Source organism: Amycolatopsis anabasis (assembly GCF_009765355.1).
In the GTDB taxonomy this organism is placed as follows: domain Bacteria; phylum Actinomycetota; class Actinomycetes; order Mycobacteriales; family Pseudonocardiaceae; genus Amycolatopsis; species Amycolatopsis anabasis.
The window spans coordinates 131616-146982 of the sequence record NZ_VTHK01000013.1 but is presented as its reverse complement, the minus strand read 5'-3'; the positions used below and the strand labels follow the sequence as shown (position 1 = coordinate 146982).

Below are 15367 nucleotides of genomic sequence, written 5' to 3'. Positions count from 1 at the left end.
CTGCGGGCGATGACGACAGCAGCGGATCGGGCGGCGGAACGGGCCGAGCAGCGGCGCGCGGACATCGTGCACGCGGCTTTCAAGGTGTTCACCGAACGCGGGTACCACGCGGCCGGGATCGCGGACATCGCGAACGAGCTGGGCATCGGGCACGGCACGTTCTACCGGTACTTCGCGAACAAGCGCGACATTCTGATGCACGTGCTGGCCAACGCGGCCGAGCGCCTGATGTCGGTGATGGCGCTCGCCGATCCGGCGTCGACGAACACGCTGGAGGAGTACCGCGAGCAGGTCCGCCAGATCTGCGACCGGATGTTCACCCTGTTCGTCGAGGACCCCGAACTGGTGCGCCTGCTGTTCGTGGAGGCGCTCGGCGCGGATCCGGAGATGACCGCGCTGACCCTGGACACCTACCGCGGCATGGCCCAGGGCACCGAGATGTACCTGCGCAACGGCGTGGAGAAGGGTTTCCTGCGCGCCGACCTGGACACCGAGGTCACCGCCCAGGCCCTGAACGGCGTGATCATCTCGTGCGGTCTGTCCCTGCTCACCGCCAAGGACCCCGCCGCCGAACGCGACCGCTGGATCAACGCCGGCACCCGGGTCATGTTCGACGGCATCCGCGCCTGAGTTCCACGTTCGCGCACGCGAGTTTCACGTTCAGGCACGCGAGTTCAACGTTCGGGCAAGCGAGTCGCACACTCGGGCACACGAGTTCGACGGTCAGCGGCCGACCAGGTTGGCGAGGCTGATCGGCTGGTCCGCGTCGAGCACGATCCCCTCGGACCGCAGGGCGCCGTCGATCGCGCCCCAGACGAACGGGGTCAGGTAGTCGATCACCTGGTCCCGGGTCATCGACTCGCTCTCCAGCCACCATTCGGTGGCCGCCGCGACCGCGCCGACCACCGCGTGCGCCCACGGTTCCGCCCCGCCCGCGTCGCCGGAGAACGAGCGCAGGTTCTCCGCGAACAGCCCGGCGAGCAGGCTCGCCACCTTGCGGCCGTTGTCCACCACCGGATCGGCTTCCCAGGACCGGTCGATGAAGTGGCTGCCGACCAGGAACCGCACCACGTTCGGGTACTCGTCCACCAGCCCCACGTACGCGGCCAGCGCGGTCCGGACGATCGCGCGCGGCTCGCCGTAGGTGTTCAGCGCGGGGAGCAGGCGCTCCCACAGGATGCGCAAGGTGCGCTCGGCGACCGCGTCGAACAGGTCCTCCTTGTCCGCGAAGTACCGGTACAGCCGCGGTTTCGCCACGCGAGCCTCGCGGGCGATATCGGCCATGGTGACGTCCGGGCCGTGCTCGTTCAGCGCGCGGAAGGTGGCGTCCAGAAACTCCTCGCGCCGCGCGGCGCGGTGCTGGCGCCACCGTTCGGCGCGCCCGTCCCGGCCGCTGTGACCGTTGACACTGTCGTCCACTCGCACCATAGTACTTACAGGTATCCGATACTGGCGGTATCCCATAGTCGGGAGGCAAGATGGGCGCACGCGACGGCCGGGAGCGCACGGCCGAGCGACTCCTGCAGTCCTCGGCGGACAAGTTCTACGACCCCGCGGTCGACATCGACTGGTCCGCGCCGATCGAACCGGACAAGTACTACCTGCCCGAACACCGGATCTCGCTCTACGGCACCGCGCTCTGGGACCGGATGACCCCGGAACAGCGCTTCGAACTCGGCAAGCAGGAAATCGCCAGCATCACCAGCTTCGGCATTTTCGCCGAGGTCGGCCTGATGCACATGCTGCTCAACACGATCGCCGAGGGCGACCCGACCTCGCGCCACGCGCAGTACGCGCTGACCGAGATCGCCGACGAATGCCGCCACTCCACCATGTTCGGCCGCTCGCTGGAGAAGTTCGGCGTGCGCCCCTTCCTGCTGCCCCGGCGGGTCCGCGTGCTGCAGCGGATCGCCTCGCTCATCCCGACCGGCCCGGCGATGTACGGCGGCGCGCTGCTGATCGAGGAGATGATCGACCGGCTGCAGCGGGAGACCATGGCCGACGAGAACATGCAGCCGCACATCCGCATGGTCAACCGGATCCACGTGCTCGAAGAGGCCCGGCACATCACCTATGCCCGCGAAGAGCTGCGGCGCCTGATGCCGCGCCTCGGCCCGGTGCTGCGCGCGCTCAACCGGGTCGGCCTCGCGCTCGCCGCGTGGGGCGCCGCGCGCGTGCTGATCGATCCGCGCGCGTACAAGCGGGCCGGGCTTGATCCGTGGGAGGCGAGAAAGGCCGCGCTGGCCAATCCGCATTACCGGGAGAGCGTGCGCTGGATGGGCGAGCGGCTGGTGCGGTTCCTCGACGAGGCCGGGATGATCAAAGGCCGGGTCACCACCGCGCTGTGGCGGCGCTCCTTCCTGCTGGGCGGCCGGGTTTGAGCGCCCGCCGGCTCGCGCACGAACTGGGGAACCTCGGCGTGCTCGTGCGGTCCGGGCTGGTGCGCCCGGTGCGCCCGTCGACCGCGTTTCGGCTCGGCGGCGCGGCCCTGCGCTGGGGCGCCGGAGCGGCGACCTTGGTGAAGGCCGCCGCGATCCAGCACGGCGATCGCGTCGCGCTGATCGACGAACGCGGCTCGCTCACCTTCACCGAACTGGACCGGCGCGCCGAGGCGCTGGCCCGCGCGCTCGCCGCGGACGGCGTCACCGCCGCGGACCGGATCGGCCTGATCTGCCGCAACCACCGGGGATTCGTGGACGGGCTGCTGGCGGCGGCCAAACTCGGCGCGGACGCGTTGCTGATGAACACCGCGTTCGCCGGTCCGCAGCTGGCGGATTCGCTGGCCGCCGAGGGCGCGACCGCGGTCATCCACGACCAGGAGTACACCGGATTCAACTTCGGCCGCCGCTATGTCGCCTGGCACGACGGTGACGCCGACGCGCCGACGCTGGACGGGATGATCGCCGCGCACCGCGACGGGCCGCCGGTCAAACCGGACGGCGTCGGCCGGATCGTGATCCTGACCTCGGGCACCACCGGCCGCCCGAAGGGGGTCGCCCGGCCGGAACCGCGTTCACTCGATCCGATCGCCGGGCTCGTCGACCGGATTCCGTTGCGCCGCAGGCAGTCGCAGGTGCTCGCCGCGCCGATGTTCCACACCTGGGGTCTGAGTTTCCTGCTGCTGGGCCTGTATCTCGGCACCACGCAGGTGATCCGCCGCCGGTTCGACCCGGAGGCCGTGCTCGCCGACATCGAATGCCGCCGGTGCTCGGTGGTGGTCCCGGTGCCGGTGATGCTGCGCCGGATTCTGGACCTGCCCCGCGCGGTCCGGGCCCGGTACGACACGTCCACAGTGGACGTCGTGGCCACGGCCGGTTCCGCGCTGCCGGGCGATCTGGCGACCGAGTGGATGACCGAGTTCGGCGACAACCTGTACAACATCTACGGTTCCACCGAGGTGGCGCTGGTGTCCGTCGCGACCCCGGCCGACCTGCGCGCGGCGCCGGGTACCGCGGGCTTTCCCGCGCGCGGAACCGAGGTGCGCCTGCTCGACGAACGGGGTCGGCCGGTCCCGCGCGGGGTGACCGGGCGGATCTTCGTGGGCAACGGCGGGCTGTTCGAGGGGTACACCGGCGGCGGGGGCAAACAGGTGATCGGCGGCCTGATGTCCACCGGGGACGTCGGCGAGTTCGACGCCGCCGGGCGCCTGTACGTGCGCGGCCGGGACGACGAGATGATCGTTTCCGGCGGGGAGAACGTGTTTCCCGCGGAGATCGAGGATCTGCTGACCCGGCACCCGGCGGTCCGCGAGGCCGCGGCGGTCGGGGTGCCCGACGACGAGTTCGGGCAGCGGCTGCTGGCGTTCGTCGCCCCGGCCGGGGAGGCGCCGCCGGACGAGGACGAGCTGAAGGACTACGTGAAGCGGAATCTCGCGCGGTACAAGGTGCCGCGCGAGATCCGGTTCCTGCCCGCGTTGCCGCGCAACGCCACCGGGAAGATCGTCAAACGCGAGTTGCTCGACCGGGCCTAGGCGCGGGCGTAGTCGCGCAGCGGCGGTTCCGCGCGGACCCAGGTCCAGGGCGGGCTCTGCAACCAGGCCTTGATCGGCAGGGACAGCAGATCGGGCAGGGCCTGGGCGAATCCGGGCCAGTCGAGCGGCATGAACGCCTGCCCGCACACCGATTTGTCGATCCGGTTCACGTCGGCGGGGCCGTCGTGGGTCAGGGCGTCGGTGGCCAGCGCGAACGCGACGGCGTCGACCACGAGCGCGAGGTGCTCACCGACGCGGCCGGGGCACACGTCGTGCAACCCGAGATGCGCCGCCCCGGCCAGCGCGCTCGCGTCCTCGCCGGGTGCGGCGAACTCGTCGGTCGCGGTGTAGATCGAGGTGAACGAGGGCCCGCTGGGCATCGGTGCGCGGTTGAGCGCCTTGGACCAGTTGGAGTGCCAGGTGAACTGCCAGAACGACTCCTGGCAACCGGTCGGGAAGGCGTTGAGCACCTGGCAGTAGCCGGTGGCCACCAGGGAACCCTGGAACGGGGTGCCCAGGCTGATCGCGTCGTCGAGCATCCCGGCGATGTCCGGCCAGAACCGGGCCGCCCACGCCGGGTGCAGGCCGCCCTGGCTGTGCCCGATGGTGGACACCCTGCGGCCGCTGCGCTCGTGCATGGTGCGGATCGCGTGCACGATGTACTCGGAGCTGATCTGCATGTCGCGCCAGCCGCGGTACGGGTAGTTGACCCAGCAGGCCGGGACGCCCCGTTCGCGCAGCGCGGTCACGTAGTTCCAGGCGAAGTTCTCGCCGCCCTCGGCGGTGGTGCCCGGGACGAACAGGACCGGGTTCGTCGTCGCGTGGTCGATCCCGTCGTCGCAGTGCAGTGCGGCGTCCAATTGGGACGGCGGGGTTTCCAGGGGCGGGCCGGGGTCGCCCGCGGCGTTCGCGGTGTTTCCGATGACTCCGGTGAGGCTCACCGACAGCGCGGCGAGCAGCGCGATCCCGGCGCGCCGCAGCGTGGATTTCCCGGTCATCGTCGACCCCTTCCCGCACTTCTCGAGCACGCGCCTTCGCGTGATCCACCGCACAGTAGCTCCGGCGGTTCATTTCGACAAGCGGTCTGACCAAATATTCGTGCGCCGCGGTGCAACCCCGCCCGGATGGGTGGTGTTACCCGGGTATGCGGGATTTGCTGAGTGAACTGGACTGGGACAAAGTGGGCGACGACCTGGACCGGAGCGGGTTCGCCCTGACCGGGCCACTGCTCACGCGCGCGCAATGCGCCGAGGTCGTCGACCTGTTCGACGTCGACGAGGTCTTCCGCAGCACGGTGGTGATGGCCCGGCACGCCTACGGCGAGGGCCGGTACCGGTACTTCGGCGATCCGCTGGTGCCGATCGTGCGGGACCTGCGCGAGCGGCTGTACCCGCCGCTGGCGCGGATCGCGAACCGCTGGGCGGAACTGCTCGGCGAGCGCAGCTTCCCCGCCGAACTGGACGGGCTGGTCGCCGAATGCGCGGCGGCCGGGCAGCACCGGCCGACGCCGCTGCTGCTGCGCTACGGGCCGAGCGGTTACAACTGCCTGCACCAGGACGTCTACGGCGAACTGACGTTCCCGTTGCAGGTGGCGATCATGCTCAACCGGCCGGACGAGGACTTCACCGGCGGCGAGAGCGTGTTCGTCGAGCAGCGGCCGCGGCAGCAGTCCCGGGCGATGGTGGCCCGGCCCCGGCAGGGACAGGGCATGGTGTTCCCGGTGCGGCACCGCCCGGTCCCCGGCAAACGCGGCTACCGGCGGGTGGCGCTCCGGCACGGTGTCAGCGAAGTCCACAGTGGACAAAGGCACGTGCTGGGGATCATCTTCCACAACGCCGTGTAGCGGCCCACTTCGCGTATTCCTCGGGCAGGCAGCGCGCGCACGGCCGGTACCCCGCGGCGCGGGCCGTGGCGGCGTCGGCGAAGAAGACGCGGTGCCGGACGTAGTGGCCGCGCCCGATCCAGCGCAACGCGCTCGGGCAGTCCAGCCTGCCGTAGACCCGCAGCTTCCGGTGCCCGCCCAGCGTGCCCGGCGTGGCGCTGCGGTAGGTCCGGCCGTGCGCGTCGAGCAGCCGGTAGTTCACAGCCCGGACACGCGGAGCGTGAGGTTCAGGCGGCCTTCGGGCAGGCCGATGTCCGGGGCGTCCGCGGCGGGCAGGGTTTTCGGCACCCCGTGGTAGGCCAGGCGGGACGGACCGCCGAAGACGAACAGGTCGCCCGACCGCAGTTCGACATCGGTCCACGGCCGGCCCCGGTTCTCGGTGTTGCCGAAGCGGAACACGCAACCGTTGCCCAGGCTCAGCGACACCACCGGCTCGCGGGACCGTTCGTCCTTGTCCTGGTGCATGCCCATCCGCGCGTCCGCGTCGTAGTAGTTGATCAGCGCGATGTCCGGGCGGTAGGCGACCTCCGGCTCGCGGTAGGCGTCCGCGACGGCGCGCCGCCCGAGGTCGGCCAGCCAGTCCGGGAACGGCAGCACCGGGGAGCCGTCGACGTCGTCGAGGGTTTTGGAGTAGCGGTAGGGGTACCAGTGCCAGCCGAGGCACACCGTGCGCACCGACATCACGCCCCCGGAGGGCAGGCGGGCGGCGCGCATCTTCGCCGCCCAGCCCCGGCACGCGTCAACGAGTTCGCGCTGCTCGCCGAGCGAGAGCCAGTCCGGCACGTGCACCGCACCCGGCGCGATCTCCTTGCGGGGCCGGGGAATCAGTGCTTGGTTCATGTCGCGCGACCGCGATCGCGTCGACAGGGCGCTCTTTCCATCGTCATCTCCCGTTACGCGGTTGGGCGCCCTGCCCCCGCGATAGCGGGGCCTTCGGCCAGGGCGCGTGCATCCATGGGGCGTTCTCCAGCCTCCCGTCGACGAACGTCCACGCCCGGCCGTCCCGGTCCGCGCCGCTGAGCCCCTCGGTGGCGCACCACCCGGCGAGTTCGGGCAGCCCGGGATCGGCGAGCCCGCCGAACGCGACCGTACGCCGCGCCCGCCAGGCGGCCTGGGCGGCCAGGCGGCGGCCGAACCCGGCCCAGCCCTCCCGTTCGTCCGCGACCACCCAGGCGTCCGGGGCGCCGTGCGCCAACCGGCACGCGGGCCGCAACCAGGACGCCGCCGTCGCGGGCCAGGACACCACGGCGCCGATCTCGCCGCCGCGCTCCCGCCAGGCTTCGACGAACGCCTCCGCGTCGGCCACCGACCGCGCCGACCGCCCGTGGCCCACGTTCACCAGCACCGCCCGGTGCTTGCGGACGAGCGCGAGAACGGTCTCGAGTTCCGGATTCGGCATGCTCGCTCCCGCGTCGTGGTCGTCTCGGGCGCCCGGGGTGATCATGCGACCGCCCCGGGACGGCACACCTGGCACGGCCGGTATCCGGCCCGTTCGGCCGCCGCGACACTGGCGAACCCCCGGCGATGCGGCGCGCTGATCCGCCGCGCGTTGTGGCAGGTCGGGAAGCAGACGATCCCCGTGGTGGCGCTGGCCAGGAAGTGCACGTTCGCCTCGGCGAGCGCGCGCAGCGCGTCCACGTCCACGTTTTCCGTCCGCAGCAGGCGTTCCTTCGTGGCCGGACCGAACACGTACTCGCCGAGCGCGCCGTCCGCGCGGGTCACCCGGTGGCACGGGATGAGCACCGGCACCGGGTTGCGGCCCAGCGCCGAACCGACCGCCCGCACCGCCCGCGGCCGCCCGATCTCCCGGGCGACCCAGCCGTACGGGCGGGTCTGCCCGGCCGGGATGCGCCGGGTGGCGGTGAGGACGTCCCGTTCGAAATCGGTCAGCCCGCGCAGATCGAACCGCAGCGCGCGGGCGGAACCACCCCGCAGCGCGGGCAGCAACCCGGCCGGGGGCCGGTCCGCCGGGCGCAGCGGCCGCCCGAACCGCCGCCGGTACTCCTCGGCGAAGGAATCCTCGCCGACCGCGCCGGCGACCCGGACGTAACTGATCCCGCGCTCGGTGAACGCGACATACAGCTCCCCGGCCGGTCCGCCGACCCGGACCCAGCGGTCGAGGACCAGGTCCAGCAGGCTCCTCGGGGGCGCGGCGGACAGCTTGCCGAGAGCGTCGAGGATGGGATCTTCGGTGGTCATCATGCTTCCCTCCCGGAGCTGAGCGGCTCCGCGGCCGCGTAGAGCGCGCGCAACCGGCGCAGACCGCGTGAGACGTGTGACTTGGCGGTGCCCTCGGGGCAGCGCAGAACGGCGGCGACCTCGGCGATCGGCAGGCCCTCGACATGCCGCAACACCACCGCGATCCGCTGGGGCTCGGGCAGGCGGGCGAGGAGATCGCCCAGTTCCCGCAGGCTCTCGTCCCGCTCGGCGAGTTCCTCGACCCCCGGCCCCGGCTGCACCGGATCGGCCAGTTCGTCGAGCGGCAGCTGGCTCGGCCGCCGGGTCGCGTCCCGGATCGCATTGCGCCAGGTGTTCAGCAGGATCGTGAGCAGCCACGAACGCGGCCGCAGCGCGAGGATGCGCGCCCGGTCGTAGCGGCGCAGCGCGCGGTAGGCCCGCAGGAACGCCTCGGCGGCCAGATCCTCCGCCTCGGCGTGCCGCCCGCTGACCCGCAGCGCCACCGAGTAGACGACCCGCTCGTACTCGCCCACCAACCCGGCGAAACCCCGGTCGAGGTCGTCGGCCAAGCCGGTGAGCAGCGCGGACGGATCGTCGGTCATACCGCCTAGAACACCAGTTCCGCCACCCCGGTTGCGCTTCCCGACACGCCCCCGACGCGGCATTCGCCGACACCGGTTGGTTCAGCGCATGCCGAGGCGGCGGTCGACGGCGATCTCGATCACCACCCGGTTCGGGTTGACGCGCGGCTCGCGGCCGTACCGCACGGTGTGCCGCCGCTCGGCCTCGCGGATCGTCTCCGGATCGGCGCGGATGACCGCGCGGCCCTCCAGGGTCGACCAGCGCCGCCGGTCCACCTGGCTCACCGCCACCCGCGCACCGGCTTCGCCCGCGGCGAGGACGTTGCGCGCCTTGACGCTGCCACGCGAGCACATCACCCGCGCGACGCCGAGATCGGCGTCCACCGTGACGCACACCGGCACGACGTGCGGCGATCCGTTGGGCCGCAACGTGGTGAGCGTGCCGTGGTGCCGCTCGCGCCAGAAGTCACACAGTTCCGCGCTCGGCGCCCCGGCCTGTCGGCCCCCGTTCGACTCACCCATGTTGCCAGGATGCACGGGCGCACGCGACAACTCGGTACTGGGGGAGGACGAACGACATGATGGGCCGCACCCACGCGCTCACCGGCTGGTGCGCCGGACTCGCACTCGCACCCGTGGTCGGCGCGGGCACCGTGCACCAGGCGGTCGCCTTCGCGGCCACCACCGCCGGGTTCGCGCTCCTGCCGGACCTCGACCATCCCGGCGCCCGGGCGTCGAAGCTGCTCGGACCGATCACCGGCGCGCTGTCCTGGCTGCTGCGCCGCGCCTCCGCCGGGCTGTACGCGATCACCAAGGGGCCGCGCGACGAGAACCGGACCGGCACCCACCGGCACCTCTCGCACACCGTCCTGTTCGCCGCCGGGCTCGGCGCGCTCGCCACCGCGGCTACGGCGGCGGGCGGCTGGTGGGCCGTGGCCGCGATCGTGCTGTTCGGCGTGCTGCTCGCCGAGGACGCGCTCGGAGACTGGCTCCTGCCGGTCGCGGGTGGCGCGATCATCTGGTGGACCTACACCGCCGGTGCGGCCGGCGCCGGGCAACTCGACCAGCTCGGCGGCTGGCTCGGCATCGCCGTGGCGGCCGGCTGCCTGGTGCACTGCCTCGGCGACGCGCTCACCGAGTCCGGATGCCCGTTCCTGTTCCCGCTGCCCATCGCCGGGGAGACCTGGTACGAACTGCGGCCACCGCGCTGGCTTCGGTTCCGCACCGGGAAGAAGGTGGAGAACCTGCTGGTGTTCCCCGTCTTCGTGGTGCTGGCCGCGTTGCTCGTACCGGGCATCTGGCCGCTGGTCACCGACGCCGTCGGCCGGTTCTTCGAGCAGCAGACCGTTCAGGCCGGTCCGTGAACGTCCTGTTCGGACGGCGACGAATCCCGCCGTGCCGAACGGACGACCGAGTACCCGCACTGCGAGTACCGAATCCCTTTCAAAGTGTCCTCCCCTCCGTGCGGCTTCCTTGCCGCGCTCGGGTCCAGGATGAAGGACGGCACCGACAAAAACGGGGCGCCTAGAATCGAGGGCGATGAACTCGGTCGAGAAACCCGCCCTGCGCGCCGACGCGCGCCGCAACCGCGCGCGCGTGCTGGCCGCGGCCGAGGCGGCGTTCGCCGACGAGGGCCCGGCCGTGCCGCTGGACGAGATCGCCCGGCGCGCCGGGGTCGGCGCGGGCACGGTCTACCGGCACTTTCCCAGCAAGGAAGCCCTTTTCGCGGCGGTCGTCCTGGACCGGATCGACCAGCTCGCCCAGCAGGCCCGCGCCCGGCTCGCCGAGGACGGCGACCCGGGCGAGACGTTCTTCGCGTTCTTCGCCACGGTCGCGGAACAGGCCGTGCTGAACAAGGCCCTGTGCGACGCGCTCGAGGACAGCGCGACCCTGAAGTCCAAGGCGCCGGAGAGCGATTTCCGCGCGGCCTTCGGCGAACTGCTCACCCGGGCCCAGCGGGCGGGCGCGGTCCGCCGGGACATCGGGGTGGCGGACGTGAGCGCGCTGCTCGCGGGCTATCTGGCCCTGGAACGCCAGTCTCCGCCGGACCGCCACCTGGGCCACATCCTCACCGACGGCCTGCGCGCACCGGAGTCCCGCACGTAACCGGCTCGGTGCGGGACTCCGCGGCGATCAGGACCGGGCGGGGTCGACGCCGAAGTGCTTCGCGAGGTCGTCCAGCATGGCCTGGGCGCCCTGCAGGCTCACCGAGGTGAACCACACGTTGTCGTTCACGTCGGCCACCTTCCCGGTGAGCTTCGTCCACAGTGGATTGGTCTGGAACCGCGCCTTCGGGTCCTCCGCGGCCTTCGTCGGATCCGCGTAGCTGGACACGAAAACGCTGTCGGCGTCCAGTTTGGTGATGTCCTCCTGGCTCAGGTCCACCGAGATCTTGCCCGCCGAATCCGGCTGGCCCGCCGGACGCCTGAGCCCGGCGTCGGCCATCACGATCCCGGGGAAGGAACGGCTGCTGTACAGCCGCACGGTCGGCTCGCCCTCGACGAACCGGGTCAGCGACACCGTCGCGTCCTTGCCCAGCTTCGCCCGGATGTTCTCGCCGACGCGCCGCGCCCGGTCCTCGTAGGCCTTGATCTTGCGCTCGGCGAGCTCCTCCTTGCCCAGCGCCTTCGCCAGCAGCCGGATGTTCTCCTTCCAGGTCGCCCCGGTGGTCTGGCTGAACACGGTCGGCGCGACCCCGGTGAACTCGTTGTACAGCTTCTCGTGCCGCACCTTCGCCGAGACGATCAGATCCGGTTTGATGTCGTACAGCTGCTCGATGTCCGGGTTCTCCAGCTCGCCGACGATCTTCGCCTGCTGGCCGTACTTCGCGTCGTCGCCGAGGTAGTCCGGCAGCTTGTCGTAGGCGCGGTACTTGGTGTACGCGACGACTTCGGCCTCCAGCGCGAGCGCGGCGTCGACGTAACTCGAATCGAGCGCGGCGACCCGTTTGGGCTGGGTCTTCAGCTCCGTCGAGCCCATGACGTGCTGGACCGTGCGCGGGAACCCGCCCTGCGCCGCCTGCTGGTCCCCGGCCTGCTGGTCGCCGCCACCGCAGGCGGTCAACGACAGGGACGCGGCCGCCGAGACGGCCAGAACGGCGCGCCAGGAGCGGCGGCGGAGAAGAGGTCGGGTCATCGGACATCCCTACTGTTCGCTTAGGCTTGCCTAAGGGAGACTAGGTCGGCGACCCGGTTTGTTAAAGTTCAAGTAATCAAGACGACAGGAGTGGTGACGTGAACTCGACCGTCACCAACCGCGCTCGCACCCGCCCGCTCGCACTGGCCGCCCTCGTCGTCGTACTGCTGCTGACCTGCGTGGCAAGCGTGGTGTTCGGTGCGCGGGCCATCCCGCTCGGTGTCGTCTGGGACGCGCTGGCGCACCCGTCCGGGCTCGAGGAGCACCTCGTCGTGCGGTCGCTGCGGCTGCCGCGGACCCTGCTCGGCGTGCTGGTCGGCCTCGCGCTCGGCGCGGCCGGGGCGCTGATGCAGGGGCACACCCGCAACCCGCTCGCCGAACCCGGCCTGCTCGGCGTCAACCAGGGCGCCGCGTTCATGGTCGTGCTCTCCACCGTCGTACTGGATGTACACAGCTTGTATACAACGATCTGGTTCGGGTTCGCGGGCGCGCTGCTGGCCAGTGTCGTGGTGTTCGCACTGGGCACCGCCGGTGGCCGCGGCTCCACCCCGGTGACGCTCGCGCTCGCCGGATCCGCGATCAGCTTCCTGCTCAACGGCCTGGTCTCCGCGATCGTGCTCGGCGACCGGCTGGGCATGGAGGTCTACCGGTTCTGGCACGTCGGATCGATCGCCGCGCGCGACTACACGGTCGCCGCGCAGATAATCCCTTTTCTTGTCGTTGGCTTACTTCTCGCGCTGCTCAACGCGCCCGGGATGAACCTGCTTTCCCTCGGCGACGACGTGGCGACCGCGCTCGGTCAGCGCAAGCGCCGGACCCGGGTGGTCGGCGTCCTCGCGATCACCCTGCTCACCGGCGCGGCCGTCGCCGCATGCGGGCCGATCGCGTTCCTCGGGCTGGTCGTGCCGCATCTCGCGCGTGCGCTCACCGGGCCGGACTACCGGTGGCTGGTCCCGTTCGCGGCCCTGCTCGGCGCGATCGTGCTGCTGGCCGCGGACGTGCTGGGGCGCGTGCTCACCGGGGACTCGTTCGAGGTCGGCATCATGCTCGCGCTGATCGGCGCGCCCGTGTTCGTGTTCCTGGTGCGCCGGAAGGGGTTGGTGCGCCTGTGAACCGCAAGGTGCTGAAGGCCGGTCCGGCCGCGTGGAGCTTCCGGCCGCGGGTGGTGGCGGTGCCGCTCGCCGCCGCGGCCCTGCTGCTCGTGGTGGCCGCGGTGAACATCGCCCAGGGCAGCGCCCATCTCGACGCCTTCGACGTGCTGCGGACGTTGTTCGGCGGTGGCGACCGGCGCGAGCAGGGCATCGTCTTCGACCTCCGGCTGCCGCGCACGCTGGCCGGTGCCCTGGTCGGGGCGGCCCTCGGGCTGTCCGGCGCGGTGTTCCAGTCGATCGCGCGCAATCCGCTGGCCAGCCCGGACGTCCTCGGCATCACCTGGGGCGCCGGGGTCGGCGCGGTCCTGGTGATCGTCGTCGGCGGGAACGCCGGCCAGGTGAGCGGGAGCGCGGGCGGGTTCGGCGTGCCGCTGGCCGGGTTGTGTGGCGGCCTGCTCGCCGGGCTGCTGCTGTACCTGCTGTCCTGGCGCCGCGGGATCGACGGCTACCGCATGGTGCTGGTCGGGATCGGCCTGTCGGCGATCGGCTACAACGTCGTCTACTGGCTGCTGACCGTCGGCGACGTGGACAACGCGGCGCGCGCGACGACCTGGCTCGTCGGCAACCTGGCCGACGTGGGCTGGGAGTCGGTGTGGCCGGTGCTGATCGCGCTCGCGGTGCTGGTTCCGGTGACCCTGGTCGGCTCGCGCACCATCGGCGGTCTGCAGTTCGGCGACGACACCTCGCGTGCGCTCGGTATCCGGGTGGACGCCGCGCGCGGCGGGTTGCTGCTGCTGGCCGCCGGGCTCGCGGCGGTGGCCGCCGCGGCGGCCGGGCCGATCACGTTCGTCGCGCTGGCCAGCCCGCAGATCGCGCTGCGCCTGGCCGGAACCGCGCAGCCACCGCTGGCCGGGTCGCTCGCGGTGGGCGCGCTGCTCACGGTGACCGCCGATCTGGCGGTGCGCGTGCTCCCGGGCATTTCCGGGCTGCCGGTCGGGGTGCTCACCGCGATCCTCGGCGCGCCGTACCTGATCTACCTGTTCGTGCGAAGCCGCCGGGAGGAGCGGGGATGACCGCGAGACTGCGAGCCGAGCGACTGCGGCTGGGATACGGCGACTCGGTCGTCGTCGACGGGCTGGACCTGGACGTGCTCGACGGCACGGTCACCGCGATCATCGGGCCGAACGGCTGCGGCAAGTCGACCCTGCTGCGCGCCCTGGCGCGGCTGCTCGGCCCACGCGACGGCGCGGTCCTGCTGGACGGCAAGCGGATCGACAAGCTGCCCACGCGCGAGGTCGCGAAGGTCGTCGGCCTGCTGCCCCAGTCGCCGGTCGCGCCGGAGGGGCTGACCGTGGCGGACCTGGTTTCGCGGGGGCGGCATCCGTACCAGAACTGGTACCGCCAGTGGTCGCCCACCGACGAGCACGCGATCGCCGAAGCGTTGCGGCTGACCGGGATGGACGAGCACGCGGACCGGATGGTCGACCACCTCTCCGGCGGGCAGCGGCAGCGCGCGTGGATTTCGATGACCCTGGCGCAGGAGACCGGTCTGCTGCTGCTCGACGAGCCGATCACCTACCTCGATCTCGCGCACCAGGTCGACGTGCTCGACCTTGTATACAAGCTGCATACCGATCGTGGAACGACCGTGGTCATGGTGCTGCACGATCTGAACCTGGCCGCGCGGTACGCCGACACCCTGATCGCCATGCGCGCGGGGAAGATCGTCGCGCGCGGCGAACCCGCCGAAGTCCTCACCGAGCCGTTGCTGGACGAGGTCTTCGGCCTGGAGGCGAAGGTGCTGCCGGATCCGGTCGCCGGAACGCCCCTGGTGATCCCGGTCAGCGCGCACCACAAGGACGGCTGATCCTGTGCTGTGATGGGCGCATGTCGGAAACCGCTCTCCTCGGGTTCACCCTGGTCGCCCTGCTCGGCGTGCTGACCCCGGGCCTCGACACGATGCTCATGTTGCGGCACACGCTGCTCGGCGGCCGGCGGGCCGGATTCGCCGCGCTCGCCGGGATCAGCCTGGGCTGCCTGGTCTGGGGGACCGCGAGCATCGCCGGGCTGACCGCGCTGCTCACCGCGTCGCGGCTCGCCTACGACATCGTCCGCATCGCGGGCGCGGCGTACCTGATCTGGCTGGGCGGCTCGGCGCTGTGGAAGAGCCTGCCGCGCAACCGCCGCGAAGAACCCGCCGAGGTCGCCGCGACTCCCGGCCGCTCGGGGAACGGGGTGGCGCTGCGAGCGGGCCTGGTCACCAACCTGCTCAACCCCAAGGTCGGGGTGTTCTACATGAGCCTGCTGCCGCAGTTCCTCCCGGCGGGGCCGGGCTCGGCGGCCTGGGGCGCGCTGCTGGTGGCGATCCACGTGACCGTCGGCCTGCTCTGGATGTCCACCCTCCTGCTGGCCGCGGCCCAGGCGCGGCGGTTCTTCCTCCGCGAGAAGGTGAAGCGCTGGCTGGACCGGGTCACCGCGACTGTCCTCATCGGACTCGGCCTGAAACTCGCCGCAGAATCCCGGTAGCGCC

Annotated in this window: 19 protein-coding genes; 10 read left to right on the top strand and 9 right to left on the bottom strand. The window is 71.7% G+C overall.

All coding sequences use genetic code 11. From position 1 onward, the window contains the following. Positions 1 to 9: 9 nt before the first annotated feature. Entirely contained in the window at positions 10 to 630 is a 621-nt protein-coding gene (locus FXO23_RS19205; protein WP_158886717.1) for a TetR/AcrR family transcriptional regulator, read from the top strand. 93 nt (positions 631 to 723) lie between these two features. Here FXO23_RS19205 and FXO23_RS19200 read toward each other — a convergent pair whose 3' ends face one another. Further along, positions 724 to 1419, bottom strand: coding sequence for a TetR/AcrR family transcriptional regulator (locus FXO23_RS19200; protein WP_158886716.1), 696 nt, complete (start codon positions 1417 to 1419; stop codon positions 724 to 726). 59 nt (positions 1420 to 1478) lie between these two features. Between FXO23_RS19200 and FXO23_RS19195 the strand changes: the two genes are divergently transcribed. Both FXO23_RS19195 and FXO23_RS19190 read left to right on the top strand, forming a co-directional pair. Then, the gene (locus tag FXO23_RS19195) at positions 1479 to 2381 is read left to right on the top strand and encodes an AurF N-oxygenase family protein (protein WP_158886715.1); all 903 of its coding nucleotides are present in this window, start codon (positions 1479 to 1481) and stop codon (positions 2379 to 2381) included. Further along, positions 2378 to 3970 carry an AMP-binding protein gene (locus tag FXO23_RS19190; RefSeq protein WP_158886714.1) on the top strand — a complete coding sequence of 531 codons (1593 nt, stop codon included), beginning with the start codon at positions 2378 to 2380 and terminating at the stop codon, positions 3968 to 3970. The genes FXO23_RS19195 and FXO23_RS19190 overlap by 4 nt, the downstream gene beginning before the upstream one ends. On the opposite strand, the gene FXO23_RS19185 is transcribed toward FXO23_RS19190, so the two are convergent. Beyond that, a complete protein-coding gene (locus FXO23_RS19185; protein WP_158886713.1) occupies positions 3967 to 4968 on the bottom strand; it encodes an esterase/lipase family protein in 1002 nt (333 codons plus the stop codon). The genes FXO23_RS19190 and FXO23_RS19185 overlap by 4 nt on opposite strands. Before the next feature lie 146 nt (positions 4969 to 5114). On the opposite strand from FXO23_RS19185, the gene FXO23_RS19180 reads away from it, so the two are divergent. Next, positions 5115 to 5813, top strand: a complete 699-nt coding sequence (locus tag FXO23_RS19180) for a 2OG-Fe(II) oxygenase (protein ID WP_158886712.1) — start codon at positions 5115 to 5117, stop codon at positions 5811 to 5813. Here FXO23_RS19180 and FXO23_RS19175 read toward each other — a convergent pair. The 6 genes from FXO23_RS19175 to FXO23_RS19150 form a co-directional block, all read right to left on the bottom strand. Next, a complete protein-coding gene (locus FXO23_RS19175) occupies positions 5791 to 6054 on the bottom strand; it encodes an Ada metal-binding domain-containing protein (RefSeq protein WP_158886711.1) in 264 nt (87 codons plus the stop codon). The genes FXO23_RS19180 and FXO23_RS19175 overlap by 23 nt on opposite strands. Further along, entirely contained in the window at positions 6051 to 6692 is a 642-nt protein-coding gene (locus tag FXO23_RS19170) for an alpha-ketoglutarate-dependent dioxygenase AlkB family protein (protein ID WP_158886710.1), read from the bottom strand. The genes FXO23_RS19175 and FXO23_RS19170 overlap by 4 nt, the downstream gene beginning before the upstream one ends. A 43-nt stretch (positions 6693 to 6735) precedes the next feature. Beyond that, positions 6736 to 7296, bottom strand: coding sequence for a hypothetical protein (locus FXO23_RS19165; protein ID WP_246257535.1), 561 nt, complete (start codon positions 7294 to 7296; stop codon positions 6736 to 6738). Further along, entirely contained in the window at positions 7293 to 8054 is a 762-nt protein-coding gene (locus tag FXO23_RS19160; RefSeq protein WP_246257529.1) for a methylated-DNA--[protein]-cysteine S-methyltransferase, read from the bottom strand. Before FXO23_RS19160 ends, FXO23_RS19165 begins: the two co-directional genes overlap by 4 nt. Beyond that, positions 8051 to 8632 carry an RNA polymerase sigma factor gene (locus FXO23_RS19155; RefSeq protein ID WP_158886709.1) on the bottom strand — a complete coding sequence of 194 codons (582 nt, stop codon included), beginning with the start codon at positions 8630 to 8632 and terminating at the stop codon, positions 8051 to 8053. Before FXO23_RS19155 ends, FXO23_RS19160 begins: the two co-directional genes overlap by 4 nt. 81 nt (positions 8633 to 8713) lie before the next feature. Then, the gene (locus FXO23_RS19150; RefSeq protein ID WP_158886708.1) at positions 8714 to 9133 is read right to left on the bottom strand and encodes a pyridoxamine 5'-phosphate oxidase family protein; all 420 of its coding nucleotides are present in this window, start codon (positions 9131 to 9133) and stop codon (positions 8714 to 8716) included. A 59-nt stretch (positions 9134 to 9192) separates the two neighbouring features. Here FXO23_RS19150 and FXO23_RS19145 point away from each other — a divergent pair, with 59 nt between their 5' ends. Both FXO23_RS19145 and FXO23_RS19140 read left to right on the top strand, forming a co-directional pair. Then, positions 9193 to 9975: a metal-dependent hydrolase gene (locus tag FXO23_RS19145; protein ID WP_158886796.1), complete on the top strand. Its 783-nt coding sequence runs from the start codon at positions 9193 to 9195 to the stop codon at positions 9973 to 9975. A 175-nt stretch (positions 9976 to 10150) separates the two neighbouring features. Next, on the top strand, positions 10151 to 10717 hold the full coding sequence (locus tag FXO23_RS19140; RefSeq protein ID WP_158886707.1) for a TetR/AcrR family transcriptional regulator: 567 nt from the start codon (positions 10151 to 10153) through the stop codon (positions 10715 to 10717). Positions 10718 to 10744: 27 nt separating this feature from the next. On the opposite strand, the gene FXO23_RS19135 is transcribed toward FXO23_RS19140, so the two are convergent. After that, positions 10745 to 11746, bottom strand: a complete 1002-nt coding sequence (locus FXO23_RS19135; RefSeq protein ID WP_158886706.1) for an ABC transporter substrate-binding protein — start codon at positions 11744 to 11746, stop codon at positions 10745 to 10747. 98 nt (positions 11747 to 11844) lie between these two features. On the opposite strand from FXO23_RS19135, the gene FXO23_RS50770 reads away from it, so the two are divergent. The 4 genes from FXO23_RS50770 to FXO23_RS19120 are packed head-to-tail and all read left to right on the top strand — an operon-like array spanning position 11845 to position 15363. Beyond that, positions 11845 to 12858: a FecCD family ABC transporter permease gene (locus FXO23_RS50770; RefSeq protein ID WP_246257527.1), complete on the top strand. Its 1014-nt coding sequence runs from the start codon at positions 11845 to 11847 to the stop codon at positions 12856 to 12858. Further along, on the top strand, positions 12855 to 13910 hold the full coding sequence (locus FXO23_RS19130; RefSeq protein WP_179956810.1) for a FecCD family ABC transporter permease: 1056 nt from the start codon (positions 12855 to 12857) through the stop codon (positions 13908 to 13910). The genes FXO23_RS50770 and FXO23_RS19130 overlap by 4 nt, the downstream gene beginning before the upstream one ends. Next, positions 13907 to 14704, top strand: a complete 798-nt coding sequence (locus FXO23_RS19125) for an ABC transporter ATP-binding protein (RefSeq protein ID WP_158886704.1) — start codon at positions 13907 to 13909, stop codon at positions 14702 to 14704. The genes FXO23_RS19130 and FXO23_RS19125 overlap by 4 nt, the downstream gene beginning before the upstream one ends. A 20-nt stretch (positions 14705 to 14724) precedes the next feature. Further along, positions 14725 to 15363: a LysE family translocator gene (locus FXO23_RS19120; RefSeq protein WP_158886703.1), complete on the top strand. Its 639-nt coding sequence runs from the start codon at positions 14725 to 14727 to the stop codon at positions 15361 to 15363. Positions 15364 to 15367: the final 4 nt, after the last annotated feature.